This is a genomic window from Microbacterium sp. (assembly GCF_046295495.1).
Taxonomy (GTDB): domain Bacteria; phylum Actinomycetota; class Actinomycetes; order Actinomycetales; family Microbacteriaceae; genus Microbacterium.
This window is the reverse complement of record NZ_JBKBNC010000004.1, coordinates 1-23,838: the sequence shown is the minus strand read 5'-3', so window position 1 is coordinate 23,838 and position 23,838 is coordinate 1. Positions and strand designations below refer to the sequence as shown.

Sequence of the window (23,838 nt, the reverse complement as noted above, 5' to 3'; positions counted from 1 at the left end):
AGCGAAACACTGTCGGATCCGATCCACACCCTCGGGTTCTCTGGTGTCATCGGGGCGAGAACCGAAAGGAGCTGCAATGCCGCAGCCGATCAGAACGACACGATTCCCCCACGTGGCACGACGGATGGCGATGATCTCCACCGTGGCCCTCGCAACCCTGGGTCTGGTGATGACGGGCGCACCGGCGCAGGCCTACCAGCCGAGCCCCGGGGCCGTCTACGTCGCCGACAACGCCGCCTCCTGCAACAAGCGCCCCTGCGTGCTCTACCCGAAGGCCGCCCAGCTGCCCGACGGGCGTCTCGTGACGACGTTCGAGAACAGTCAGAGCGCCGTCGTGGGCCAGACTCTGCCGGTCTACTCGAGCGACGACCAGGGCGCCACCTGGCAGAAGCGCGCCGACATCAAGCCCCCGTCGCAGATGTCGACCGATCCCGCCGTGGCGAAGTACACCAGCAATTGGACCAACGCCCAGCCCTACGTGCTGCCCCAGGCCGTGGGCGCACTCGCCGAGGGCACGCTGCTCGTCGCCTCGATCGTCTCCGGAGACGACGCGTACTACAACGAGCAGAAGGCGGCCGATCCGAACTGGGCGCCCAGCGGGGACGGTGACCGCCGCGACCTGGCCCTGGCCCTGTACGCGAGCACCGATCGCGGCTCGACGTGGAGCTTCGTGAACATCATCGCCACTGGCGGCTGGCAGGGCGGAAGCGCGGGCGCCATCGGGCGCACCTCCGCGGCGAACAGCACGAAACAGGTCGACCCGCTGTGGGAACCGCACCTCCTCGCCTACCAGGGCCGACTCGTCGCGTTCTACAGCGATGAGAACGACTATCTCGGGTACGACGCCACCACCGGCGTGCCCACGATCGATCCCGCGAACGCGACGGCGTCGGACTCCCACGGGCAGGTGCTCGTGCACCGCACGTGGGACGGCACGGGCGCCGGATGGAGCGCCCCGGTGATCGACGTCCCCGGTCTGACGGTCGACCGAGGCAACGGCAAGACCCAGATCGGCGGCGGCCGCCCCGGGATGACCACGGTCACACCGACCACGGACGGCAAGTGGATGCTGACACACGAGTGGTTCGGCGGCGGTGCCGACGTGCAGTACCGCATCTCGGACAGCCCGTTGACCTTCCGCTCGGCGACGGCGAGGCCCATCACCGACCTCCCCGTGCCGAACGGCGGCCGCACCCTGGCCACCGGCGGCAGCCCCGTGCTCAGCCCGCTGCCCGACGGACGCATCGCGTACAACGCCTCCGGGAGCGGCAGCGTGTGGGTGAACGAGAGCGGCCGGTCCAACGGTGCCTGGAAGGAGTACCAGACGCCCATCGCGGGCGGCTACAGCCGCACCATCCAACCCGTCGACGGCTCGGGCCGCGTGCTGATCCTGCAGGCGGCGTGGGCCGGAGGCAGCACGGGACCGATCGCCTTCGCCGACGTGGACCTGGGTCGATCGGCCGGCGCGTACGCCACGCTCGTCAACCGCAAGACCGGTCAGGTGCTGGCGCCGGCCGACGGGAAGACCCAGGATGCCAACCTGACGGGCAATGTGCCCGATCTCGTGTCGCAGCCCGCGTCGACCGCTGACACGCAGCAGTGGCACGTGACAGCCAAGGGCACGAACGTGACGTTCCTGAACAAGGCGGGTGGCCGGGCTGCGGCCATCTGGACGGGTCAGGGCGTCGCCGGGCGCCAGCTCGCGCAGTGGGTCGACGACGGTGGCGCCGACAAGGTGTGGACCCTCGAGCCCACCTCTGACGGCTACCAGCGGATCCGCTCCACGGTGAACACTTCGCTGTACGTCACCGGCGCTCAGGCCGGCGGCGCCGTCACGGTGGAATCGGCTCTCGCCGCCGGGTCGAGCGGCTCCGGCGATGACGCGCAGGAATGGCGCATCGTCACCAGCAGCGCCCCCACGAGCTCGACGCTGCGCGGCATCCATTCGGGTCGCTGCCTCGATGTGCCGGGCGGTGCGACCGGGGTTCAGGTGCAGGTCTGGGACTGCTCGGGCAACGCCAACCAGACCATCACGCCGACGGCCGCCGGCGAATTGCGCGTCGCCGGCAAGTGCCTCGCGGCCGACGGCGACGGAATCGCCAACGGAACGCGGGTGATCCTGTGGGCGTGCAACGGGAAGAGCAGCCAGAAGTGGAACGTGCGACTCGACGGCTCGATCGCGAACCGAGCGAGCGGCTTGGTGCTCGATGTCACGGCGTGGGCGACCGCGAACGGCTCCCCGGTGCAGCTGTGGACGCCGACCGGGAACACCAACCAACAGTGGACGCGCTGACACGCTGACACGACGAAGGGGCCGGGATGCCATGGCATCCCGGGCCCAGCGGGCGGCTCACCGTGCTCAGGGAGTCGGCGGGGCGGTCGCGGGACGGCGGCGGGCGAACAGGAGCACCGCGCCGACGAGGACGCTGAGTCCGGCCGCACCGGCGACGGTCGCCGGCAGGACGTCAGCGCCGGTCGCCGCGAGCCCGGTCGTCACCTGGCCCGTGGGGGTGGAGCCGTTCCCGGCCGCCGCAGGCGCCGGCGTCGCCGACGCGGTGCCGGTCGGCGTCGGTGCCGGCGTCGCCGACGGGGTGCCGGTCGGCGTCGGGGTCGGCGTCGGGGTCGGCGTGGGCGTCGGGGTGGGCGCGGCCAGCACGCGCAAAGCCACCCGCGCCTCGTCGCCCGAGGGGCTCGCGACGGCGCGAACCACCCGGTCACCCGTCGTCGCCGACGCGGGGATCGTCACCGCGGCCGAGAACGTGCCGTCGGAAGCGACCGTCGCACGCGCGAGCACCTCGTCGACACCGTCGAGCGAGAGCGCGACCCGCTCCCCCGCGGTGAAGTCCGCGCCGGAGACGGTCACCGACTCGCCCGCCTGGACCGTGGCGGCCGAAACCGTCACGGCGGGGTCGGGTGCGGGGACCGCTTCCACGATCTCCCACTGGTCCGCGCCGTCGCTCGCCGCCGGCTGCAGGCTCACCGGCCCGTTCGCGGCGGGGGCGCTCACGAACAGCGCGGAGTTCTGCGCCGACTGCAGCGACACGTAACCGCCGTCACGCTGCACGATCCGGTACAGACCGCCGTCCTGATCGTCGACCCACGACCCCAGCCGCTGACCGGCCGAGGCGTTGCCGGTCCACACGGCCGCTTCGCGACCGCCCGACTTGTTCAGCAGGGTGACGGTGCCCTCCGTGTCCTCACGGACGTGCCAGAGCTGCGTGTCGACCGAGGCGTCGGTGCGAGGGTCCTCGACGCGGATGTCGGGCTGGTCGGCGTTGCCGATGTTGGCATCCGTCGTATTCCCCCCGGTGCCCAGCACCTGACCGGTCTTCTTGTTCACCAGCGTCGCGTACGGCCCGTCGGAGTGACCCAGGTCGACGTCGGCCGAGCGGACCTCCGAGCCGCTCGTCGGCCCGCCCCAGGTCGCCTGCAGGATGTGGACGAGTCCGGTGCCCTCGACGTACTGGAGGTTGCGGCTGTAACCCGCGCCCAGCGGGGTCTGCCGCTCGACCCAGGTACCGTCGGACCGACCCGACTCGTTGACCCAGATGTTGCCGCTGCTGTCGGAGTTGAAGATGATCCTGCCGTCGGGCAGTCCCACCGTCACCGGGCTCCCCCCGCCCGAGAGCGGACGGGATCCATCGGACACGGGGAGCTCCCCGACGGCCGACCCGCCCGGCGTGCCGACCGTGTAGAACTTCAGCGGATCGTCGGCCACCTGGTAGCGACCCGTGGAGCCGCCGCCGAAGTACTCGAACGTCATCAACCACTTGCCGTCGGTCGTCTCGGCGAACGTCGTCATGCCCGGGCGTCCGCCGCCGATCTGCGTCTTGCCGGCGCCGCGGTCGACCGTCAACCCGGGGACGTCGATGACGGGATCGCTCCAGGCTCCCGTGCCCGTCCACGTGCGGTGGACCAGGACCTGCCCGATCGAGTCCTCCGCGGTCGCGTTGTCGGGATCGATACGGGCGACGCCCGTCTGCGGATCGAACCCGAGGTAGTCGTTCTCGTCGGAGTAGTAGGCGACCAACAGACCGTCGTGCACCGCCAGGTGCGGCTCCCAGACGGGGTCGACCTGTGCGGTCGTGTTCTTCTGGCTGATCGCGCCGCCCTTGTTGCCGGCACTGCCGCCCTGCCACCCGCCGCGGGCGATGATGTCGACGACCGACCAGGACGAACCCTCGTCGGTACTGGCGTACAGCGCGATCGCGACGTCCGAGCGGTCGCCGTCGTTGGACGGCACCCAGGACGGGTCGGCCGCCGTGCGCTCCTTGTAGTACTCGTCATCGCCCGAGACGACGCTCGCCAGCAGCAGGGTGCCCGCCTCGAGCGAACCGACGTCCTGGGGCAGGACGAAGAGGTTGGGGTTGGTCCAGTTGCTGATGTAGGGAGCGAACTTCGGGTCATCAGAGGCATAAGCGGGGGCCGGGACCTCCGACAGCGGCTGCCACGTGGTGCCCAGGTCGTCGCTCTTGTAGACCGGCATGGTCTGCCCGTCGGCGCTGCCCGACGACGCGACCGTCGACTTCTCGAAGGCCATCACGAGGCGGCCGCCGGGAAGCTGGGTCGACTTGGGGTACACGATGCAGTTGCCGCGGCCCTTGAGGCACGGTTCGTCGCCGAGCTGCACCACCGCGTCGCCCGTGGGGTTGTACGCCTGGGCGCCGGTGGCGCCACCGGCGAGGAGCACGGATGCCAGGAGCACGGCGCCGGCGCCGGCGAGGGCGCGGCGCGATCGGAATGTGTTCTTCATACTTCTCACTTCGCTTCGTCGAGAGGGGAGACGCGGTGATCCCGCCGGAGCACGCTCCGGCGGGATCACCTGTTCGTTACTTGTTGACGGCGAAGCCCTGGGCGTTGCCGTAGCTGACGAGGTTGTCCTGCCACGCCTTCAGGCCGGCGTTCAGGTCGGTGCGGTTGGAGTAGGCCTGGCCGACCGTGTCCGGGAAGACGCTGTTGGCGTACACCTGGAACGGCAGGTACTGCCATCCCTCGATGACGTTCTTGGACGCGTCCACCAGGACCTTGTTGATCTCCTGCCCGCCGAAGTACTCGGGTGTGGCGTTCAGGAACTCCGGGTCCTCCAGCTGAGCGGTGGTGGAGGGGAAACCGCCGGTCCCGAGGAACACGTCGATGCTCTCCTCGGAGTTGTTCAGCCAGCGGAGGAAGGCGGCCGCCAGGGCGGGGTTCTTCGACTGCTTGATGACGGACTGGGCGCTGCCGCCGTTCTCGGCGGTCGCCGCCGAGCCGTCGTAGCTGGGCAGGGGTGCCACGCGCCAGTTGCCCGCGCCCTCCGGCACGGCGCCTTCGAGGATGCCCGGCATCCAGGCACCGGTGATGATCGTCGAGATCGTGCCGTCACCCAGGGCGCGGTACCAGTCGTCGCTCCACGTGGGGATGTCCGACAGCAGGCCCGGCTCGAGGAGCTGGTTCCAGGTGTCGGCCCACTGCGTGGAGCCGTCGTCCTGCAGGTTGATCGTGACGTCGGTGCCGTCGGTGCGGTACGGCTGACCCATGGCCTGCCAGATGAGCGGCTGCGCGAAGCCGGGGTCGCCGGCGTCGTTCGTGATGAACTTCGACGGGTCGGCCGCGGTGAGCTTCTTGGCCTCGGCGATGTACTCGTCCCACGTCGTGGGGACGGTCAGACCGAACTGGTCGAACACGGCCTTGTTGTACAGCATGACCATGGGGCCCGAGTCCTGCGGGAGGCCGTAGATGCCTCCGTTGAGGTTGACCGCACCCCACGTGGACGCGGTGTAGTCGTCCTCCAGATCTCCGAAGCCGTAGCCGCTCAGGTCGAGCAGGCCGTCCGAGAGCGAGAACTGCTGCAGCGCGTAGTACTCGATCTGGGCGACGTCCGGGGCGCCGCTGCCGGCGGAGATGGCGTTCTGGAGCTTGGTGTACTCGTCGGTGGCGGTGCCGGCGTTGACCACCGAGACCTTGACGTTGGGGTACTCCTTCATGAACGCCTCGGCCTGCGCCTCGCCCGAGGGGGTCCACGTCCAGTAGGTGAGCTCGCCACCGGCCTCGAGAGCGGCGTCGAGGTCCGACGCCGAGCCGGGTGCTGCGTTGTTGTTGGTGGCGCCGCACGCCGTCAGAGAGACGGCGGCGATGCCCGCGGTGACGAGGGTCGCCAGGACGCGACCGGTGGTTCGCCGTGATGCCTTGAACATGATGTTGCTATTCCTTCCACTTCTTCGTGCAATGGGGTGAGGATCACCCTGGGGCGAGAGTCGGGTAGAGGTGTCGTCGCGAAGTGCTCTCGTCACTGCTTGACGCTTCCAGCGCTGAGGCCGGACTGCCAGAAGCGCTGCAAGAACAGGAAGATCACGACGATGGGGACGATCGTGATGAGGGACCCGGTGATGACCAGGTTGTAGATGGGCTGTGCGGCGACGCCCGAGGCCTGGGCGCTCCACTGGTTGAGCCCGACGGTGAGGGGGTACCAGGCGGGGTCGCTCAGCATGATCAGCGGGAGGAAGTAGTTGTTCCAGGTCGCGACGATCGCGAACAGGGCCACCGTGACGATGCCGGGTGCGAGGAGCCGGATGGAGATGGTGAAGAACGTCCGCATCTCGCCCGCCCCGTCGAGCCGCGCGGCCTCGAGCAGCTCGGTGGGCACCGAGTCGATCGCGTAGACCCAGATCAGGTACAGCCCGAAGGGCGTGATCAGCGACGGGATGATGATCGCCCAGGGCGTGTTCGTCAGACCCATCTGGCTGAACAACAGGAACGTCGGCACCGCCAGCGCCGTACCCGGCACGGCGACGGCACCCAGCACCGTGGCGAAGTACGCGCGCTTGCCGGGGAAGGTGTACTTGGCGAGGCCGTACCCGGCGAGGGTCGCCAGCAGCGTCGCTCCGCCCGCGCCCACCACCACGTAGAGCAGCGTGTTGCCGAGCCAGCGGACGAAGATCCCGTCGCGGTAGGTGAAGGTTCCGACGATGTTGTCCCACAGCGCGAAGCTGTTGCCGAACCCGAGACCGAACGTGCTGAACAGGTCGGCCTGCGTCTTGCTCGCGTTGATGACCAGCCACGCGAGCGGGATGAGCGCGTAGATGAGGAACAAGATCATGACGATCGTCAGGGCGACCGACTTCCGCGGCTGCAGCACCGAGGTGCGTCGACGGGCTTTCGGGTTGACGGTGCGCAGTGCCGTGGTCATGCGCGGTCCTCCTTACGGGTTCCGCGCAGCTGCACGACGTACGCGATCGCGGCGGTGATGACGCCCATGATGATCGCGACGGTCGCGGCGTAGTTGTACTGCTGGCCGGCGAACGACAGGTTGTAGGCGTACATGTTGGGCGTGAAGTAGGTCGAGATCACGTTCTCGGCCAACGGCTTCAGCACGTTGGGCTCGTTGAACAGCTGGAAGCTTCCGATGATCGAGAAGATCGTGGCGATCACGATCGCCCCGCGCGCCGCCGGGAGCTTGATGGCGCGGATGACCTGCCAGCCGCGCGCGCCGTCGATCTCGGCGGCCTCGTACAGGTCGGCGGGGATCGTCTTCAGCGCCGAGTAGAAGATGAGCATGTTGTAGCCCACGAACTCCCACGTGACGATGTTGCCGATCGAGGCGAGGATCCACGAGCTCGAGAAGGGCTGGAGGACGTTCGCACCGAGCAAATCGTTGATGTTCGCGGTCAGACCGAAGTTGTCGCCGTACATGAAGCCCCAGATGAGGACCGCGACGACGGCGGGCACCGCGTACGGCAGGAACACCACGATGCGGAAGAAGCCGGCCGCGTAGAGGCGGGCGCTGTCGATCGCGAGGGCCGCGACCATCGCCAGCACCAGCATGATCGGCACCTGGATCAGCAGGAACAGCACGACCCGCAGGAATCCGTCCCAGAACTGCGGATCGCTCAGCGCCGCGGCGTAGTTGGCGAGCCCGACGAAGCTGTTCCCCCCGATCAGGCGGTTCTGGAACAGGCTCAGGTACAGCGCGTACCCGAGCGGGGCGATGAACACGAGCACGAAGACCACCGCGAACGGGCCCGTGAACTGCCAGCCCTTCCAGTCCCGCTTGGCTCGGCGCGGCGCAGCGGAAACCGCCTCGCCGCCGGTCGGCGACGTGCGCCGACGCGAATTGATGTCGACGACAGCCATCACGCGCCTTCTTTCTCAGTCTGTGTGAACACGCGGACATCCCATGCGGTGAGTTCGAGTTCCGAGTCCGCGGGAATCCGCTCGCCCGACACCGCGTCGACGACATCGGCCGCGATCGGCCACGCGGCCGCATCCCAACTCCAGTTGAAGACGAACCAGTATGTCCGGCCGGAACCGGCGACCCCCGAGGAGATCGTGACCGCCTCCGGAACCGCCCCGAACGGCGTCTGGACGGGCCCGAGCAGGCGACGCGCGAGGTCGGCGGCGAGCGCCGGGTCGGGCACCGTGCCGACCACCGTGATGCGTCCGCTTCCCCACACCGACTCGGTGACGGCCGCGAAGTCGCCGAAACGAGGGTGCCGGTACCGCGCGACCACTTCGGCGGTGCCGGGGCGCAGGCCGTCGACCCAGAGCCGGCCGGAGGCCGCGGCCTCGCCGCCCTCGAGCGAGACGGGCAGGGCCGCCTCGAGGTTCGAGAACTCCTCGTAGCTGACGCCCGCGGCGTCGGCGAGTCCCGGCGGGGCGACCTGGACCCGCGCCCGCGCTTCGTGGTCGGCGTAGGCGGTGCGCGGGCCGAGCACGAGGTGCCCGCCGAGGCGCGCGTAGTCGCGCAGGACGTCGATCTGCGCGTCGGTGAGCACGTACGCGCCGGCGGCCACGAGGACCGGGAAGCGTGCGGCGAGCTCGGCCGCCCCGAGCTCGGTCGCCTGCTCGACGTGGAGGATGCGCGACTGACCGCCGGCATCCAGGATGCCGCGGTGGAACGCGTCGACGATGTGCTCGTACGACTCGTCGTCGGCGGAGCCGTCGATGGAGAAGGGCGGCATGAACTGCAGCGCGTAGCGACTGGGGGTGGACCAGAGCACGGCGGCATCCGCGTCGGGCACGAACCCGTCGAGCGCGTCGCCGAGCGCGGCGAACTGCGCGCCGATCTCCGCCACCTCGCGGTACACGCGGCCGGGGACGAGGCTGTGCGGGAGCACGCCGCCCCAGTACGTCTCGGCGCCGTACGGGAGGGTGTGCCAGTGCCAGTATTCGATCATCGCGGCGCCGCGGGACACGAAGGCCAGCGCCGCCTGGCGCAGCTGTCCGGGATAGGGCGGGTGATTGCTCTCGGCGGCGTCGATGGCCTGCGCGTTGGTCTCGGTGATCAGGTAGCGCCCCTGCTTCGACGAGTAGAGGCGGTCCGCCTGGCGGAACAGCCCGGCGACGCCGGTCGTGGTCCAGTAGTTCAGCTGGGTGAGCTCCTTGCCGTGGGCGAGGCGGTCCTGCATCCCGTAGTAGGGGTTGCCGGAGGTGATGTCGAGGTTCTCGAAGACCGTGCGGTCGTCGACGCCCCGACGGGGGTACTGCAGACACGTGGTGACGAACTGGTCGTCACGCGCGTACTCGCGCACGATGTCGGCCTGCCACGAGATGAAGTCCGTCGTGATGAGGGCCTGGAAGCGGCGCCACGCGAGGTCGTACTGCGGGAACGTGTTGCCGTCCGGCCGCCACAACTCGCTCCAGTCGGCGATGCGGTGCGACCAGTAGGTCAGGCCCCACTCGCGGTTGAGGGTCTCGACGTCGCCGTACCGCTCCTTGAGCCAGCGGACGAACTTCGTGAAGACGCCGTGATTGTGCAGGAGCTCGAGGCCGGGCTCGTTGTCGACCTGGTAGCCGATGACGGCCGGGTGGGTGGCGTAGCGCCCGACGATGCGCCGGATGACCCGCTCGGCGTAGTAGCGGAAGGCGGGGTGGGAGTAGTCGACCTCCTGGCGGGCTCCCCACGCGATCTTCTCGCCGGTGCGGCGCTCGCCCGCGATCTCGGGGTGCGCGGTCTGCAGCCACGGCGGCACCGCGTAGGTGGGCGTACCGAGGATGACCTTGATACCGCGCTCGTGCGCCGCGTCGAGGACCCGCTCCAGCCACTCCAGGTCGAACACGCCCTCACGGGGCTCCCACGTCGACCACACGGACTCGCCGACGCGGATCACCGTGATGTGGGCGTCGACCATGAGGTCGAGGTCGGTGGCGACCCTCTCGCTCTGGTGGTACTCGGGGTAATAGGCGACCCCGAAGAGGATCTGCCGCGGGGGTGCGGGCATCACTGCGGGCATCCGTTGAACTCCATCGTCTCGCCGAGATCAGTTCTGTTACCGATAACAGAAACGGCGCGGGACTATTGTTATCGGTAAAAGTTGGGTTTGGCAAGTGCTGTGTCTCCGATACAGACTCGAATCCGTCGGCACCCGCTCAGAGAGGAGACCGCCCTGACGATCGAGGTGGCCCACCGTCGTTCCGCGTCCGGCGGAGTCACGCGCAAGCCCGCCACGATCTACGACATCGCCCACGAGGCGGGGGTGTCGCATCAGTCGGTGAGCCGGTTCATGCGCGGGATCGACCAGCGCTCCGCGACGCGCGCGAAGATCGAGCGCGCCCTCGAGACCCTCGAGTACAAGCCGAATCTCACCGCGCGCTCGCTCGTCACGGGGAGATCGCACCGCCTCGGCGCCCTCACGCACGAGATCGACCAGGTCGGCCCGAGTCAGGTGCTGCAGGGCGCGAGCTCGGCCGCCCGCGACGCCGGGTATCTGCTCGACATCGTCGCCCTCGACATGGGAAACGCCGGCGAGATCGCCCGCGCGCTCGAGGTCCTCCTGCAGCACGACCTCGCGGGGGTGGTGGCTCTGGCCTCCACCGACGAGATGCGCGGGGCGATCACGCAGCTCTCACTCGATGCGCCCGTCCTGCTGTTCTCGGAGCAGGAGGAGGACGAGGTGGCGGGCCCCAGCGACCTCAACGGCGTCCCCCTGGCGATGGAGCACCTCCTCAGCCTCGGCCACCGCGATTTCGCCCACATCGCCGGTCCGCCGACGTGGTCGGCCGCCCGCAACCGTCGTCTGGCGTACGAGCACCTCGTGCGCGTCGAGGGCCTTTCGTCGGTGGGAGTGGTCGAGGCCGACTGGTCGGCCGCGTCGGGCTACCGGGCGATGCGGGAGCTGTTGTCACGCGGTCGCCCGACGGCCGTCGTCGCCGCGAACGATCAGATGGCCCTGGGGGCGATGCTCGCGCTGTCGGAGGCCGGTCTGGACGTCCCCGGCGATGTGAGCGTGACGGGGCTGGACGACGCCCCCGACGCCGCCTTCTTCTCCCCGCCCCTGACGACGGTGCGCGTCGACTTCCGCGCCCGCGGTCGGCGCGCGGTGCACGATCTGCTGCACGGAATCGGGGCGCCCGAGGTCGTCGACGACTCACCCGAACCGCTCACCCTCATCGCGCGGAGGTCCACCGCGCCGCCCCGCCCCGCCGCCGGCCCGCCACGTCGGACGCATTCCGACGGGCTCTGATCACCCCTCGCGCGCCCGCAGGTCTTTACGCAGGATCTTCCCCGAGGTGGACTTCGGGACGACGTCGATGAACTCCACGCGCCGCACCTTCTTGTGCGGGGCGACCTGTCCCGCCACGAACGACATGACGTCCTCGGCCGAGAGGGCGGCATCCGCGGCCGCGACCACGAACGCCTTGGGGATCTCCTGCCGGTCCTCGTCGAGGACGCCGATGACGGCGGCATCCTGGATCCGCGGGTGCGAGAGCAGCAACGCCTCGAGCTCCGCCGGGGCGATCTGGTACCCCTTGTACTTGATCAGCTCCTTCAGCCGGTCGACGATCGCGAACCAGCCGTCGACGTGGTGCACCGCGATGTCGCCGGTGTGCAGGAAACCCGCGTCGTCGAGCGTCTCGGCCGTCGCGTCGAGCCGGTTGAGGTAGCCGAGCATCACGTTGGGTCCGCGCACCCAGAGCTCGCCGGGCGCCGTGAGGCCGTCGTCGCCGTGCGTGTCGAGCTCCTCGCCGGTCTCGGGATCGACGAGCTTGGCCTCGACGTTGGGCAGCAGCACACCGACGGAACTGACCGGCATGTCGTCGCGCTCGTGCGGGATCGCGTGCGACACCGGGCTCAGCTCGCTCATGCCGTAGCCCTGGAGGAAGCGGGCACCGATGCGCCGCCCCGCGGTCTCCGCCGTCTCGCCGTCGAGCGGGGCTGCGCCCGAGAAGACGCTGTGCACGCTGGAGAGGTCGTAGTCGTCGACCGCGGGGTGCTTCGCGAGCGCGACGGCGATCGGCGGCGCGATGAACAAGAACGTGCAACGCCGCTCCTGCACCGCCCGCAGGAACTCGACGAGATCGAACCGCGGCATCGTCACGAGGCTGGCCCGCTGCCGCAACGCCAGGTTGAGCAGCACCGTCATGCCGTAGATGTGGAAGAACGGCAAGACAGCGAGCACACGGTCGTCGCTGCGGATGTCGATGAGGATGCGGCACTGGGCGACGTTGGCCACCAGGTTGCGGTGCGAGAGCATGACGCCCTTGGGGATCCCGGTGGTGCCGGAGGAGTACGGCAGGACCGCGACGTGGGTGGCGGGATCGAACGCCACCTCGGGTGGCGTCCGTCGCTCGGCCAGGAGGGAACGCAGATCGGGGTGCCCCTCGGCGCCGTCGAGGACGATGATCCGATCGTCGGGGATGCCGACGGCCGCGGCCGCGGTGACCGCCTGCGGCAGCAACGGCGACACCGTCACCAGCCACGTCGCCGCGGCGTCACGCAGCTGGGTCTCGATCTCGCGCGCCGTGTAGAGGGAGTTGACGGTGGTGACCACGGCCCCCGCCCGCAGGATGCCGTGGAACACCGTCGCGAAGGCGGGGACGTTGGGGCACAGCACGGCCACGACGGTCTCGGTGTCGACCCCGCGGGCCGCGATCGCCCCCGCGAAGGCGTCCACCTGGGAACGGAGCGCCCGATAGGTCGTCTCGGCTCCCGTCGCCGGATCGATGAGGGCGACGCGGTCGAGATCGGCGTCGTCGAGCGAGCCGAAGAGGTAGTCGTAGACGCTCTGATCAGGGATCTCGATGCTCGGATAGGGGCTGTGGAACACGCTGATCTCCTTCGAGGGCGGTACGGCGACGCTGCGTCCGCCCATGGTGGCACCGGTCCGGATCGGTGTCACCCGGTGTACACGGGAGCCGCGGACAGGGCAGGATGACGCCTCGCGCGTCTCAGACCGCCGCGAGCAGCGCCCCTCCGGCGGCCCCCACGAGCACCACCGCCCACGCCGGCGCGCGGAACGCCGTCAGCAGGACGAATCCGACGACCGCGAGGACGAACGGGCCGGGGCCGGTGATCGCGGTGGTGAACACCGGCGAGTACAGGGCCGCGCCCAGGATGCCGACCACCGCGGCATTCGCGCCGTGCATCGCCGCACGGACGCGGGGCCTGTCGCGCACGGCATCCCAGAACGGCAGCACGCCGACGAGCACGAGGAAACCGGGGAGGAAGACGGCGACGAGGGCGACGGCCGCCCCGACGACACCGCCGGGCCCGACTCCCGATACCGCCCCGAGGTACGCCGCGAAGGTGAACAGCGGCCCGGGGACGGCCTGCGCGGCGCCGTAGCCGGCGAGGAACGCGTCGGGAGCGACCCATCCCGTCTGTACGACGCCGGCCTCCAGGAGGGGGAGCACCACGTGGCCCCCGCCGAACACCAGCGCGCCCGCGCGGAAGAACGCATCGGCGAGCGCGACGACTCCGGAGGGGGTGGCCGACGACAGCGCCGGCAGGCCCACGAGCCCGACGCCCACGAGCACCAGGCACAGGATCCCCACCGCTCGCGGCACGCCGAACGACGGCAGCGCGGACGTGGGCCGGTCGGGGACGCCGCGCAGGAGCAGCAGCCCCGCCCCCACCCCCACACCGAGGGCGCCGAGCTGTCCCAGCGCGCCGGGCAGGAGCAGCGCGAGCGCCAGGGCGACCACGGCGATGCCGGCGCGGCGGGCGTCGGGCGTCAGCGATCGGGCCATCCCCCACACCGCGTGCGCGACGATCGCGACGGCGATCGTCGTCAGACCCGACAGCGCCCCCTCGCCGATGGAGCCTCCGATCAGACCCGCGCCGCCCGCGAAGGCGACCAGCAGCACCGCCGACGGAAGGGTGAACGCCGTGAAGGCCGCGAGCGCCCCGAGGACGCCCGCGCGCTGCAGGCCCATGGCGAAGCCGACCTGGCTCGAGGCCGGGCCGGGGAGGAACTGGCAGAGAGCGACGAGGTCGGCGTAGGCGCGGTCGTCCATCCACCGGCGTCGCACGACGAGGTCGTCGCGGAAGTAGCCGAGGTGCGCGACGGGGCCGCCGAAGGAGGTCAGCCCCAACCGCAGGAAGGCGAGGAACACCTCGCCCACGTCTCCCGCTCTGCGCATCCTCCGATCCTGGCCCCGCGGAGGAAACACCGGGTGAACCACTCAGACCAGAGGGGCGGCGAGCAGGTCGTCGACCAGCCGGAGCGTCACGGCGGTGAGGTGCTGGTCGGAGGCGATGTCGGCCCCCGCGATCGCGTCGCGCAGGCGAACGACCTCGCCCACCATCGGGTTGGCCGGCGCCTCGACGACGATCACCTCGGCCTCGCCACCGCGCGGGGTGAGCACGAGACGCCGCGGGGCGTCGATCGCGTCGATCGAGAGCGACCCCTCCTCCCCCTGGATCTCACTCGGCAGGGCGGTGTCCGTGATCTTCGACCAGGCGACGTCGGCGACGAAGCCGTCGTAGGCGGCGAGCGCGCTGCCGAGACCGTCGGTCGCCGACGCGATGCCCACGCGCACCGCCTGCACGGTGCGCGGCGCCCCGAACAGCCGCACGAGCGCGTGCAGGGGGTACACGCCCAGGTCGCGCAGGGCACTGCCGCCGAGGGCCGGGTCGAAGATGTTGGTCTGCTCGCCCGCGAGCACGTGGTCGTATCGGGCGGAGCGCTTCTCGTAGCGGAACGAGACCCGGCGCACGGTTCCGAGCCGTGGCAACACCGCCTCGATCACCGCCAGACCCGGGTCGTACGCCGTGCGCATGGCCTCGAGCAGCACGACGCCGCGGTCCCGGGCGCGCGCGACCGCGGCATCCCAGTCCGCCGCCGACAGCACCGCCGGCTTCTCGACGAGCACCGGGATGCCGGCATCCACTGCCTGCGCGATCTGGGCGGCGTGCGCGGAGTTGGGGCTCGCGACGTATACGGCGTCGACGTCGTCCGCGGCGAGCAGTTCGGCGAGTCCGATCGCGGTGCCGGGGGCTCCGATGGCCTCGGCGAACGACCGGGCCCGCCCGCCGTCGCGGGAGGCGACGCGCGAGACGAGTACCCCCTCGACCTGCGCCACCGCCTCGGCGAAACGGTGCGAGATGCTGCTGGTGCCGACGATGCCGATGCGGATCATGACTCCATCATGTCGCGGCCGTCCCGGGTGTCGCGGACGCGTCGGACGGCGTGGATAGGATCGCCCCGCATCGCCCACCCGACCCCGAGGCGCCATGATCACCACCCGAGCCACGCGACGCCGACGTGCGTCCCGGCGTGCCCGTCACCGACGCGGCCTCCTCGCGATCCTCGCCGTCACTCTGATGGCGGGGGCGGTGGCGGTCTTCGCCGCGGGGCGGGTGCCGGCGCCCGGCCCGGTCCAGACGGTCGCCGCCTCCGAAGCGCCGACGAGCCCGCCCCCCACGTCCGCCCCGCTCACCGCGTCGGAGCGGCTCCTGGCCGCGGCGTCGGATCCGCGGGCGTGCGCGGTCTCGTTCGCCGGTGACGGCATCGCCGACGAACCGCGCCTCGAGACCGAGGGCACGCGCTACGAGGCGCTGCCCCTCCCCCGGGTGGAGGGCCGGGTGTTCGCCGGCTGGTATCCCACCGTCGGCGACGCGGCCGCCCTGACCGCCGCCGCCCGCGTGAACGGCGCCGACCTGGTCGCGTGCACCGCGCGGCAGCGGGTGCTCCACGCGGGGTGGACGACGCCCGCGGCGAACGCGGCGGAGGACGCCCGCATCCCGATCCTCATGTACCACCAGTTCACCGAGAGGCCCGAGGGCGAAGACACCTGGCTGCGCGGCAACTACGCCTACGTGGGCGACTTCGAGGCGCAGATGGCGTACATCCGGCAGGCCGACTTCTACCTGCCGACGTGGGACGAGCTGAGCGCGTTCATCGACGGCGCCCTGTTCCTGCCGAAGCATTCGGTCGTCATCACCGACGACGACGCCGACCCCACCTGGGTGGATCTCGCGGCGCCGGTCGTGGCCCACTGGCAGCTGCTGACCACCTCGTTCGTCATCACCTCGGCGCGTACCGACCCCGCGCCCAACGCCTTCGTGCAGCAGCGCTCGCACACCCACGACATGCACCGTGCCGGCGCGAATGGCAAGGGCCGCATGGTCAACGAGGATGCCGAGACGATCGCCGCCGATCTCGAGCAGTCCGCCCGCATCCTGGGCGCGAAGGAGGTCGTCGCCTATCCCTACGGCCACTCCGACGAGACGGCGAGGGAAGGCGTTCGCCGAGCCGGTTTCGAGATGGCCCGCACCATCGAGCCAGGGCGCGTGCGCATCGGCACCGATAAGCTGGCGCTTCCCGTCGTGCGCATCGACTACGGCATGACCGCCGACGATCTGCGCTCCGCGATCGGCTGACGGGGACGCGGATGTGCGCTCGAGACGGGTGTTCTCTGCAGGGACGCTGGGGTGAACACCCGCTAGCTCCCAGGTAATTCCGTCACAATCCCCATTGGGGCACGCGTCGGCCGGTCTACGCTGTCTACTTCTGGCTCACCGAGAAAACGCGAGTACCCATGGATCTTTCCGTCATCGTTCCGACCTTCAACGAGGGTCCGAACGTCGCCGAACTCGTGCGTCGCACGACGGATGCCATGGCGGGTCGAGTCGTCGAGGTGATCTTCGTCGACGACTCCACCGACGACACCCCCGACATCATCCGCGCGGTCGCCGCGACCGCGGACATCCCGGTGCGCCTGATCCACCGCGACGACCCGCAGGGCGGACTCGGCGGTGCCGTGGTGGAGGGCATCAAGGGCGCCGCCTCCGACAGGTGCGTGGTGATGGACGGCGACCTGCAGCACCCGCCGGAGGTCATCGCCGCCCTGCTCGCCCGCGCCGAAGAGGGCGATGTCGATGTGGTGGTGGCATCCCGTTACATCGCCGGAGGCACCTCCGACGGTCTCGCCAACGCGGTGCGCACGACCGTGTCGCGTGCGTCGACGCTGCTGACCAAGTCGATGTTCCCCAAGAAGCTGCACAACTGCTCCGACCCGATGACCGGATTCTTCCTCGTGGACCGCCGCGCCCTCGAGGTCGAGACCCTGCAGCCGCGGGGGTTCAAGATCCTGCTCGAGATCCTCGCCCGCAAGCAGATGCGCATCGCCGAGGTGCCGTTCTCGTTCGCGCCCCGCTTCGCGGGGGAGTCGAAGGCGTCGTTCAGCCAGGGCATGCGGTTCCTGCTGCAGCTGACGATGCTCCGCTTCGGTCGGATGTCGGCCTTCGCGCTCGTCGGCGGCCTCGGAGCCGTCGCCAACCTCGCCATCATGTGGGCGCTGCAGATGGTCGGGGTGCAGTACATCGTCGCCGCGGTGATCGCGAGCGTGGTCACCATCGTCGCGAACTTCCTCGCCCTCGAGTACCTCGTCTTCGCCGACATGCGCGCGGAATCGGGCCTCATGCGCCACCGCTTCGTCAAGTCGTTCACCTTCAACGGCATCGAAGCCGTCGTGCGCATCCCGGTCATCTGGGTCCTGGTGAGCCAGGCGCACATCCAGAGCGTCGTCGCGGCCGGCCTCACCCTCGTCGCCGCGTTCGTGGTGCGCTTCGTCTTCCACGCCCTCGTGGTCTACGCGCCCAAGAAGAGCCGCGTCGGCAAGGCCGTCCGCGCCGTCGAACCCCTCGAAGACGAAGTCACGGCCTGACGCGCACGACGCCGTACCGCGTCGTCGGGGGTTCTCGAGGTCACCCCGCGGCGCACCGCGTGCGTCCCGGCACTCGGCCGTCGTCGAGCTTCGGCGGCGTACGCTGGAACCATGTCCTCTGACGCAACGATCCGCATGTTCGGCGCCGACTGGTGCCGCGACTGCATCCGCACCAAGAAGCAGCTCGACGAGCTCGGCATCGACTACGAATACGTCGATCTGGTCGCCGACCCCGCCGCGGCCGACGTCGCCAAGGAGATCTCGGGTCGCACGAGCATCCCCGTCGTCGTGTACCCCGACTCCAGCCACCACGTCGAGCCGTCGAACGCCGATGTCGAGGCCAAGCTGCGCGAGCTCTCGCTGATCTGATCGCGTCGGCGTGACCCTCTCCGCCGCGTGGCCCGTGCGGCGCGCGCTGACCGCCGAGACCGGCACGATGCTGTCGGCCTTCGTCGACCACCACGTGCATCTGCACCTGGTCGATGCTTCCGGTCTGTCCGCACGCGGCATCGCCGCGGTGGTCGACCTCGGCGGTGATCCCGTCGCGCTGGCCCGGCGTCCGGTGGGCCTCCCCCGCGTCGCGTACGCCGGGGCCTTCCTCACCGCGCCGGGCGGGTATCCGCGCGGTCGGGCATGGGCGCCGGAGGCCATCGTGCGCGTCGTGACCGACGCGTCGCGGCACCCGGGGGTCGAGGGCGGCGCCCGCACCGCCGTCGACGCGCAGGCGGATGCCGGCGCCTCGGTCATCAAGATCGCCCTCCATGCCGACGCGGGCCCCGTGCTCGACGACGACGTGCTCGCGGCCGTCGTGGCCGCCGCCGCTGAGCGCGGGCTGCCGGTCGTCGCCCACGCCCAGGGTGCCGGGCAGGTCGAGCGTGCGATCGAGGCCGGAGTCTCGGCCCTCGCCCACGCGCCCTTCGACCACCCCGTCTCGCGCCGCACCCTCTCCCGCGCGGTCGCGGCCGGGCAGGCGTGGATCTCCACGCTCGACATCCATCGCGGTCCCCCTCGCGCCCGCGCGATCGCGAACCTGCGCGCCTTCGCCGCGCGGGGCGGGCGCGTGCTCTACGGAACCGACCTCGGCAACGGCCCGCTGCCCGTCGGGCTGAACCGCCGCGAGCTGCTCGCACTGCACGAGGCCGGCGTGAGCGGCGACGCACTCGTGGCCGCCCTCACCGACCCCTGGCCGCGCACCGAGGCCTCGGACGGCGTCTCGACCTTCGTCGCCGGTACCGCCCCCTCCGCCCCCGACGATCTGCCCGACTGGCTGCGCCACGCGACCGTCGTCCCCACCGAGGAGCTCACCCGTGTCGACTGACCCCTCCCCCGACTTTGGATCCGTCGACCGGCTCCAGGCGCCGCGCCCCTCGCTGAACGCCGAGGCCGCGGCGCTCGACGCCGACGACCCGCTCGCTCACCATCGCGCGGCCTTCGTGGGCACGGACACCCCGCTGGTCTACTTCGACGGCAACTCCCTCGGGCGCCCGCCGCGCGCGACCGCGGAGCGCCTCGCGCGCTTCGTCACCGAGGAGTGGGGCGGCCGGCTCATCCGCGGCTGGGACGAAGCGTGGATGCAGCTCCCCTTCGCGATCGGCGACCGCATCGGTGCGCTGGCGCTCGGCGCGGCATCCGGACAGACCGTGATCGGGGACTCGACCACCGTGCTGTTGTACAAGCTGCTGCGGGCCGCGCTCGATGCGCAGACCGCGGCCGACCCCCGGCGCGTGGAGATCGTCGTCGGACGCGACGACTTCCCCACCGACCGCTACCTCGTCGAGGGCATCGCCGCCGAGCGCGGCGCGCGGGTCGTCTGGGTCGAGGTCGACACGTCGCGCGGAGTGGATGCCGACCTGCTCCGCGACGCCGTCGGCCCCCGGACCGCCGTCGTGCTGCTGAGCCACGTGTCGTACCGCTCCGGTTTCCTCGCCGACGGCGCCGTGCTCACGGCGATCGCGCACGACGCCGGCGCGCTCGTGCTGTGGGACCTCTGCCACTCGGCCGGGTCGGTTCCGGTGGCGCTGGACGACTGGGGCGCCGACCTGGCGGTGGGCTGCACGTACAAGTACCTGAACGGAGGGCCGGGTGCCCCGGCCTTCGCGTACGTCGCCACCCGGCACCAGGGCGGGCTGACCCAGCCGGTCCAGGGGTGGATGGGCGCCGCCGACGTGTTCTCGATGGGGCCCGTCTACCGCCCCGCCGCGGGCATGCGGCGGTTCCTCTCGGGCACGCCGCCGGTGCTCGCGATGCTCGCCATGCAGGACACGCTCGACCTGCTCGAGGACGCCGGCATCGCGGCCGTGCGCGAGAAGTCGGTCGCACTGACGGAGTTCGCGGTGCGGGTGGCCGACGGCATCCTGGCCCCCCTCGGGGTGCGTCTGGCCTCGCCCCGCGACCCCGCCGAGCGCGGAGGCCACCTGACGCTCTCCCACCCCGCGATGCGCCGGGTCACCGCGCGGCTGTGGGAAGGCGACGTCATCCCCGACTATCGCGATCCGCACGGCCTGCGGATCGGGCTGTCGCCGCTGTCGACGAGCTTCACCGAGACGCTCGTCGGCCTGCACGCCGTGGCCGACGCGGTACGCGCCGAGAGCTGAGTCGAGCCGGGCGGCCCGTGGGCGGGGCCGGCCGAATGCGCGACGCCCCCTCCACCCCGCGTCTTCCGCGAGCCGCCGTCTCGCGGCTCGGAGCCTTCACGGCGGGAGGGCTAGCCTCGGAGGGTGATCGATCCCCTCATCGTCGTCGTCGCCGGTGTGGTGGTGGTCGCCCTCGCCACGGTCATCGGGCCGCGGTTCAACATCGCCGGGCCCCTCGTGCTCCTCGCCGTCGGCGCGGGGGTGAGCCTGCTGCCGTTCATCCCCCCGATCGCGGTGAACCCCGAGATCATCCTGGTCGGCGTGCTCCCACCGCTGCTGTACTCGGCCGCCGTGCAGCTGCCCGCCATCGAGTTCCGCCGTGACTTCGCGCCGATCGCGGGCCTGTCGGTGCTGCTCGTCGTCTTCAGCTCCCTCGTGCTGGGCCTGTTCTTCTGGGCGGTCGTCCCGGGTCTGGGGCTGGCGCTCGCGATCGCCCTCGGCGCGATCCTGAGCCCCACGGATGCCGTGGCCACCTCGATCGCGAAGCGCCTGGGCATCTCCGCGCGCGTGGTGACGATGCTCGAGGGGGAGAGCCTGCTCAACGACGCCACGGCGCTCGTGCTGCTGCGTACGGCGGTGGCGGCCGTGGCATCCGGATTCGCGTTCGGCGACGCGCTCGGCGCCTTCGCCTGGGCCGTCGTGATCGCGCTGGTCCTGGGCGCCGCGGTGGGCTGGGTCAACCTGCGCGTGCGCGAGCGCGTCACCAACTCCGCCGCGAACACCGCCCTGAGCTTCACGGTGCCGTTCATCGCCTACCTGCCGACCGAGCACCTCGGCGGTTCGGGGCTGGTCGCCGCTGTGGTGGCGGGGATCGTCACCGGCCAGGGGGCTGCTCGTCGCTTCACCCCCGAGCAGCGCATCAGCGACCGGCTCAACTGGCGCACGATCGAGTTGATCCTCGAGGGAGGTGTCTTCCTCGTCTTCGGCCTCGAGCTGAAAGACATCGTCGCGGCCAACCTGCGCGAGCACGAGGGGCTCTGGCATGGGACGTGGCTCGCCCTCTCGGCGCTGGCGATCACGCTCGCCGTGCGCGCGGTCTACGTCTCGGGACTCGTCTGGGTGCAGGGCCGCCGCAGCCGCGGGTTCGCGCGCCATCAGGAGCGCGTGGACGACGCCCAGCAACGCCTCGACCGTTTCGAGGAGGCCTGGCGCACCGCCCCCGAGCAGTTCGGGGCGCGGGCTGACGATCCCGCACGCGCGGCCCGGCGCATCGGGTGGATGCGCGGCCGCATCTCACGGACCATGGCCGACCTCGACTACTACCGCGACACTCCCCTCGGCGCCCGCCACGGCAGCGTCATCGTGTGGGCCGGCATGCGCGGTGTCGTCACCCTGGCCGCCGCACAGACCCTGCCCACGGAGACCTCGCAGCGCCCACTGCTGATCTTCGTCGCCTTCCTCGTTGCACTGTTCAGCCTCGTCCTCCAAGGCCTGACCCTGCCCGCGGTGGTGCGCGCCGTCGGGCTCTCCGGCGACGGCGGGGGCGAGGGGCCGTCGCGCGACGAGCAACGCGCGCTCGACGCGGAGCTGCGCGATGCCGCGATCGCCGCGGTGCGGGCGGGCACCCTGACGCGCCGCGACGGGGAGGCCTTCCCCGCCGACATGATCGAGCGCGCCGGAGCCCGGCTCGTGCAACCGCCCGACGAGGAGGCCTCGACCCGGGTGCGCGACCTGCTCGAACTGCGCCTCGCATCGATCGAGGCCATGCGGCGGCGGCTCAACGACCTCAGCCGGGACGGCCGGTACAGTACCGCCGCCCTGCGCCACGCCCTCGCCGAGCTCGACGCCGACCAGCTGAGCCTCGAACTGCGCATCGACGATGGCGAAGACGACTGAGGCGGAATAGCGGTCGCGCTCGCGCGGTTTCCATTCATGCGCATGCGGTCACCGCGAAAGCCGTGGTGACTCGGCTGCGGGAGAGAAGTCCATTCATGAGCAGGTTCACCCAGAAGGTCGCCCTCGTCACCGGTGGAGGCAGCGGCATCGGCTCCGCGATCGCACGGGAGCTGGCGGCGGAAGGCGCGTCGGTCGTCGTGACCGACATCAACAAGGATGCCGCCGACGCCGTGGTGCGGCAGATCGTCGACGCCGGGGGGACCGCCGTGGCCTTCACGCAGAACACGGCGAAATGGGAGGACTCCGAGGCGGCCGTCGCGTTCGCCAAGACGACGTACGGCGGCCTGCACCTCGCCGTGAACAACGCCGGGATCGGCGCCCCCGCGCAGAACATCGGCGACTACGACATCGCCGCATGGGACCGCGTCCGCGCGGTCGATCTCGACGGCGTCTTCTACGGCTTGAAGTTCCAGCTGCCCGCCATCGTCGCCTCCGGCGGCGGAGCGGTCGTGAACATGGCATCCGTGCTCGGATCCGTCGGCATCGCCCAGAACGCCGCCTACGTCGCGAGCAAGCACGCGCTGGTCGGACTGACGAAGGTCGCGGCCCTGGAGTACACCGCACAGGGCGTGCGCACCAACGCCGTGGGCCCCGGGTTCATCGACACCCCGCTCGTGCGCTCGGGACTCAGCCCCGAGGCGCTGACGCACCTCGAGAACGAGCACGCCACCGGCCGCCTCGGCACCGACGCGGAGGTCGCGGCGCTGACCCTCTTCCTGCTGAGCGACGCTGCTTCGTTCATCTCGGGCAGTTACCACCTGGTCGACGGCGGCTACTCGGCCCACTGACCCGAGACCCCGGGCCCGTCGCCCAGCGCGCGGCGGGCCGGCCGGGCGTCGATGCCGCTCCGGCGGGCTGATTCGCAGGGTCATGCGGCACAATGGTCGCGGAGGTTTCCATGAGCGATCCGATCCCGACGATGCCGTCATCCACGGACGCCGCCGGGACCGGCGCCGTGTCCCTCGTGCACGCGGCGGCCGAGTGCCCGAAGTGCTTCACCGAGCTGCAGAGCGACCGCGATTGGTGGCGTGCGCGTCCCGGCGGGTCCCGTCTCGTGGGCTTGGTGGTGTCCCGTCCCGACATGCCGACGGTCGTGCAGCAGCGCGACGACCTGACGCGCTTCGGCGTGCCGATCGAGGGCTTCCGCCACCCCGCCCCCGAGACGCTCGAGGGGTGGTCCGCTCGCCTCGACCGCTTCTTCGGCACCCTCACCCGAGGCGACGTCCTGGTGGTCGCGAGTGTTCACGCCCTCGGTGTCACGCGCGAGGACGAAACCCGGGCGGTGGCCGATCTGCGCCGCCGCGGGGTGATCGTCAAGGTGCTCTCGCACGGCGAGCGCCACCTGCACGACGCCACGCTGCCGACGCACGCGTGACTCACCCGTCCGACACTCACCCGTCCGACACGCGCGCGCCGAATATGTGCACGCCGGACATGCGCGCCT

Annotated in this window: 18 protein-coding genes; 10 read left to right on the top strand and 8 right to left on the bottom strand. The window is 70.9% G+C overall.

Annotation, left to right across the window (positions count from 1 at the left end; translation table 11 throughout):
- Positions 1-130 precede the first annotated feature (130 nt).
- Positions 131-2,293, top strand: a complete 2,163-nt coding sequence (locus tag ACK4LS_RS02710) for an RICIN domain-containing protein (protein WP_409712831.1) — start codon at positions 131-133, stop codon at positions 2,291-2,293.
- A 66-nt stretch (positions 2,294-2,359) separates the two neighbouring features.
- Here the strand turns inward: ACK4LS_RS02710 and ACK4LS_RS02705 are convergent, their stop codons facing one another.
- From ACK4LS_RS02705 to ACK4LS_RS02685, 5 genes are all read right to left on the bottom strand, one after another.
- A complete protein-coding gene (locus ACK4LS_RS02705) occupies positions 2,360-4,753 on the bottom strand; it encodes an RICIN domain-containing protein (RefSeq protein ID WP_409712829.1) in 2,394 nt (797 codons plus the stop codon).
- A 76-nt stretch (positions 4,754-4,829) separates the two neighbouring features.
- Entirely contained in the window at positions 4,830-6,173 is a 1,344-nt protein-coding gene (locus ACK4LS_RS02700; RefSeq protein WP_409712827.1) for an ABC transporter substrate-binding protein, read from the bottom strand.
- 92 nt (positions 6,174-6,265) lie between these two features.
- Positions 6,266-7,075 (bottom strand): carbohydrate ABC transporter permease, encoded by an 810-nt coding sequence (locus ACK4LS_RS02695; protein ID WP_409713026.1) that lies wholly within the window; start codon positions 7,073-7,075, stop codon positions 6,266-6,268.
- Positions 7,076-7,161: 86 nt separating this feature from the next.
- Positions 7,162-8,109, bottom strand: coding sequence for a carbohydrate ABC transporter permease (locus ACK4LS_RS02690; protein ID WP_409712825.1), 948 nt, complete (start codon positions 8,107-8,109; stop codon positions 7,162-7,164).
- The gene (locus ACK4LS_RS02685) at positions 8,109-10,208 is read right to left on the bottom strand and encodes a beta-galactosidase (protein WP_409712823.1); all 2,100 of its coding nucleotides are present in this window, start codon (positions 10,206-10,208) and stop codon (positions 8,109-8,111) included. Before ACK4LS_RS02685 ends, ACK4LS_RS02690 begins: the two co-directional genes overlap by 1 nt.
- A gap of 165 nt (positions 10,209-10,373) precedes the next feature.
- Here ACK4LS_RS02685 and ACK4LS_RS02680 point away from each other — a divergent pair, with 165 nt between their 5' ends.
- Positions 10,374-11,438 (top strand): substrate-binding domain-containing protein, encoded by a 1,065-nt coding sequence (locus tag ACK4LS_RS02680; protein WP_409712821.1) that lies wholly within the window; start codon positions 10,374-10,376, stop codon positions 11,436-11,438.
- Here the strand turns inward: ACK4LS_RS02680 and ACK4LS_RS02675 are convergent, their stop codons facing one another.
- From ACK4LS_RS02675 to ACK4LS_RS02665, 3 genes are all read right to left on the bottom strand, one after another.
- Positions 11,439-13,022: an AMP-binding protein gene (locus ACK4LS_RS02675; RefSeq protein WP_409713023.1), complete on the bottom strand. Its 1,584-nt coding sequence runs from the start codon at positions 13,020-13,022 to the stop codon at positions 11,439-11,441.
- Between the two features lie 121 nt (positions 13,023-13,143).
- On the bottom strand, positions 13,144-14,337 hold the full coding sequence (gene chrA, locus ACK4LS_RS02670; protein WP_409712819.1) for a chromate efflux transporter: 1,194 nt from the start codon (positions 14,335-14,337) through the stop codon (positions 13,144-13,146).
- Positions 14,338-14,379: 42 nt separating this feature from the next.
- On the bottom strand, positions 14,380-15,336 hold the full coding sequence (locus ACK4LS_RS02665) for a Gfo/Idh/MocA family protein (RefSeq protein WP_409712817.1): 957 nt from the start codon (positions 15,334-15,336) through the stop codon (positions 14,380-14,382).
- Positions 15,337-15,430: 94 nt separating this feature from the next.
- Between ACK4LS_RS02665 and ACK4LS_RS02660 the strand changes: the two genes are divergently transcribed.
- The 8 genes from ACK4LS_RS02660 (at position 15,431) to ACK4LS_RS02625 (ending at position 23,769) form a co-directional block, all read left to right on the top strand.
- Positions 15,431-16,579, top strand: coding sequence for a polysaccharide deacetylase family protein (locus ACK4LS_RS02660; protein ID WP_409712815.1), 1,149 nt, complete (start codon positions 15,431-15,433; stop codon positions 16,577-16,579).
- A 158-nt stretch (positions 16,580-16,737) separates the two neighbouring features.
- On the top strand, positions 16,738-17,865 hold the full coding sequence (locus ACK4LS_RS02655; protein WP_409712813.1) for a glycosyltransferase: 1,128 nt from the start codon (positions 16,738-16,740) through the stop codon (positions 17,863-17,865).
- A gap of 111 nt (positions 17,866-17,976) precedes the next feature.
- Positions 17,977-18,234 (top strand): glutaredoxin family protein, encoded by a 258-nt coding sequence (locus ACK4LS_RS02650; protein WP_108319259.1) that lies wholly within the window; start codon positions 17,977-17,979, stop codon positions 18,232-18,234.
- A gap of 10 nt (positions 18,235-18,244) precedes the next feature.
- A complete protein-coding gene (locus ACK4LS_RS02645) occupies positions 18,245-19,183 on the top strand; it encodes a hypothetical protein (RefSeq protein WP_409712810.1) in 939 nt (312 codons plus the stop codon).
- Positions 19,184-19,235: 52 nt separating this feature from the next.
- Positions 19,236-20,459 (top strand): kynureninase, encoded by a 1,224-nt coding sequence (locus ACK4LS_RS02640; protein WP_409713020.1) that lies wholly within the window; start codon positions 19,236-19,238, stop codon positions 20,457-20,459.
- A gap of 123 nt (positions 20,460-20,582) precedes the next feature.
- Positions 20,583-22,334 (top strand): cation:proton antiporter, encoded by a 1,752-nt coding sequence (locus ACK4LS_RS02635; RefSeq protein ID WP_409712808.1) that lies wholly within the window; start codon positions 20,583-20,585, stop codon positions 22,332-22,334.
- 95 nt (positions 22,335-22,429) lie between these two features.
- Positions 22,430-23,182 carry an SDR family NAD(P)-dependent oxidoreductase gene (locus ACK4LS_RS02630; protein ID WP_409712806.1) on the top strand — a complete coding sequence of 251 codons (753 nt, stop codon included), beginning with the start codon at positions 22,430-22,432 and terminating at the stop codon, positions 23,180-23,182.
- A 110-nt stretch (positions 23,183-23,292) separates the two neighbouring features.
- Positions 23,293-23,769: a dehydrogenase gene (locus tag ACK4LS_RS02625; RefSeq protein ID WP_409712804.1), complete on the top strand. Its 477-nt coding sequence runs from the start codon at positions 23,293-23,295 to the stop codon at positions 23,767-23,769.
- The last annotated feature ends 69 nt before the right edge of the window (positions 23,770-23,838 follow it).

Coding starts and splice junctions, on each gene's coding strand:
- ACK4LS_RS02710 (WP_409712831.1), top strand. CDS start 131: ATGATCTCCACCGTGGCCCTCGCAACCCTGGGTCTGGTGATGACGGGC.
- ACK4LS_RS02705 (WP_409712829.1), bottom strand. CDS start 4,753: ATGAAGAACACATTCCGATCGCGCCGCGCCCTCGCCGGCGCCGGCGCC.
- ACK4LS_RS02700 (WP_409712827.1), bottom strand. CDS start 6,173: ATGTTCAAGGCATCACGGCGAACCACCGGTCGCGTCCTGGCGACCCTC.
- ACK4LS_RS02695 (WP_409713026.1), bottom strand. CDS start 7,075: ATGATCTTGTTCCTCATCTACGCGCTCATCCCGCTCGCGTGGCTGGTC.
- ACK4LS_RS02690 (WP_409712825.1), bottom strand. CDS start 8,109: ATGGCTGTCGTCGACATCAATTCGCGTCGGCGCACGTCGCCGACCGGC.
- ACK4LS_RS02685 (WP_409712823.1), bottom strand. CDS start 10,208: ATGCCCGCAGTGATGCCCGCACCCCCGCGGCAGATCCTCTTCGGGGTC.
- chrA (WP_409712819.1), bottom strand. CDS start 14,337: ATGCGCAGAGCGGGAGACGTGGGCGAGGTGTTCCTCGCCTTCCTGCGG.
- ACK4LS_RS02665 (WP_409712817.1), bottom strand. CDS start 15,336: ATGATCCGCATCGGCATCGTCGGCACCAGCAGCATCTCGCACCGTTTC.
- ACK4LS_RS02660 (WP_409712815.1), top strand. CDS start 15,431: ATGATCACCACCCGAGCCACGCGACGCCGACGTGCGTCCCGGCGTGCC.
- ACK4LS_RS02655 (WP_409712813.1), top strand. CDS start 16,738: ATGGATCTTTCCGTCATCGTTCCGACCTTCAACGAGGGTCCGAACGTC.
- ACK4LS_RS02650 (WP_108319259.1), top strand. CDS start 17,977: ATGTCCTCTGACGCAACGATCCGCATGTTCGGCGCCGACTGGTGCCGC.
- ACK4LS_RS02630 (WP_409712806.1), top strand. CDS start 22,430: ATGAGCAGGTTCACCCAGAAGGTCGCCCTCGTCACCGGTGGAGGCAGC.
- ACK4LS_RS02625 (WP_409712804.1), top strand. CDS start 23,293: ATGAGCGATCCGATCCCGACGATGCCGTCATCCACGGACGCCGCCGGG.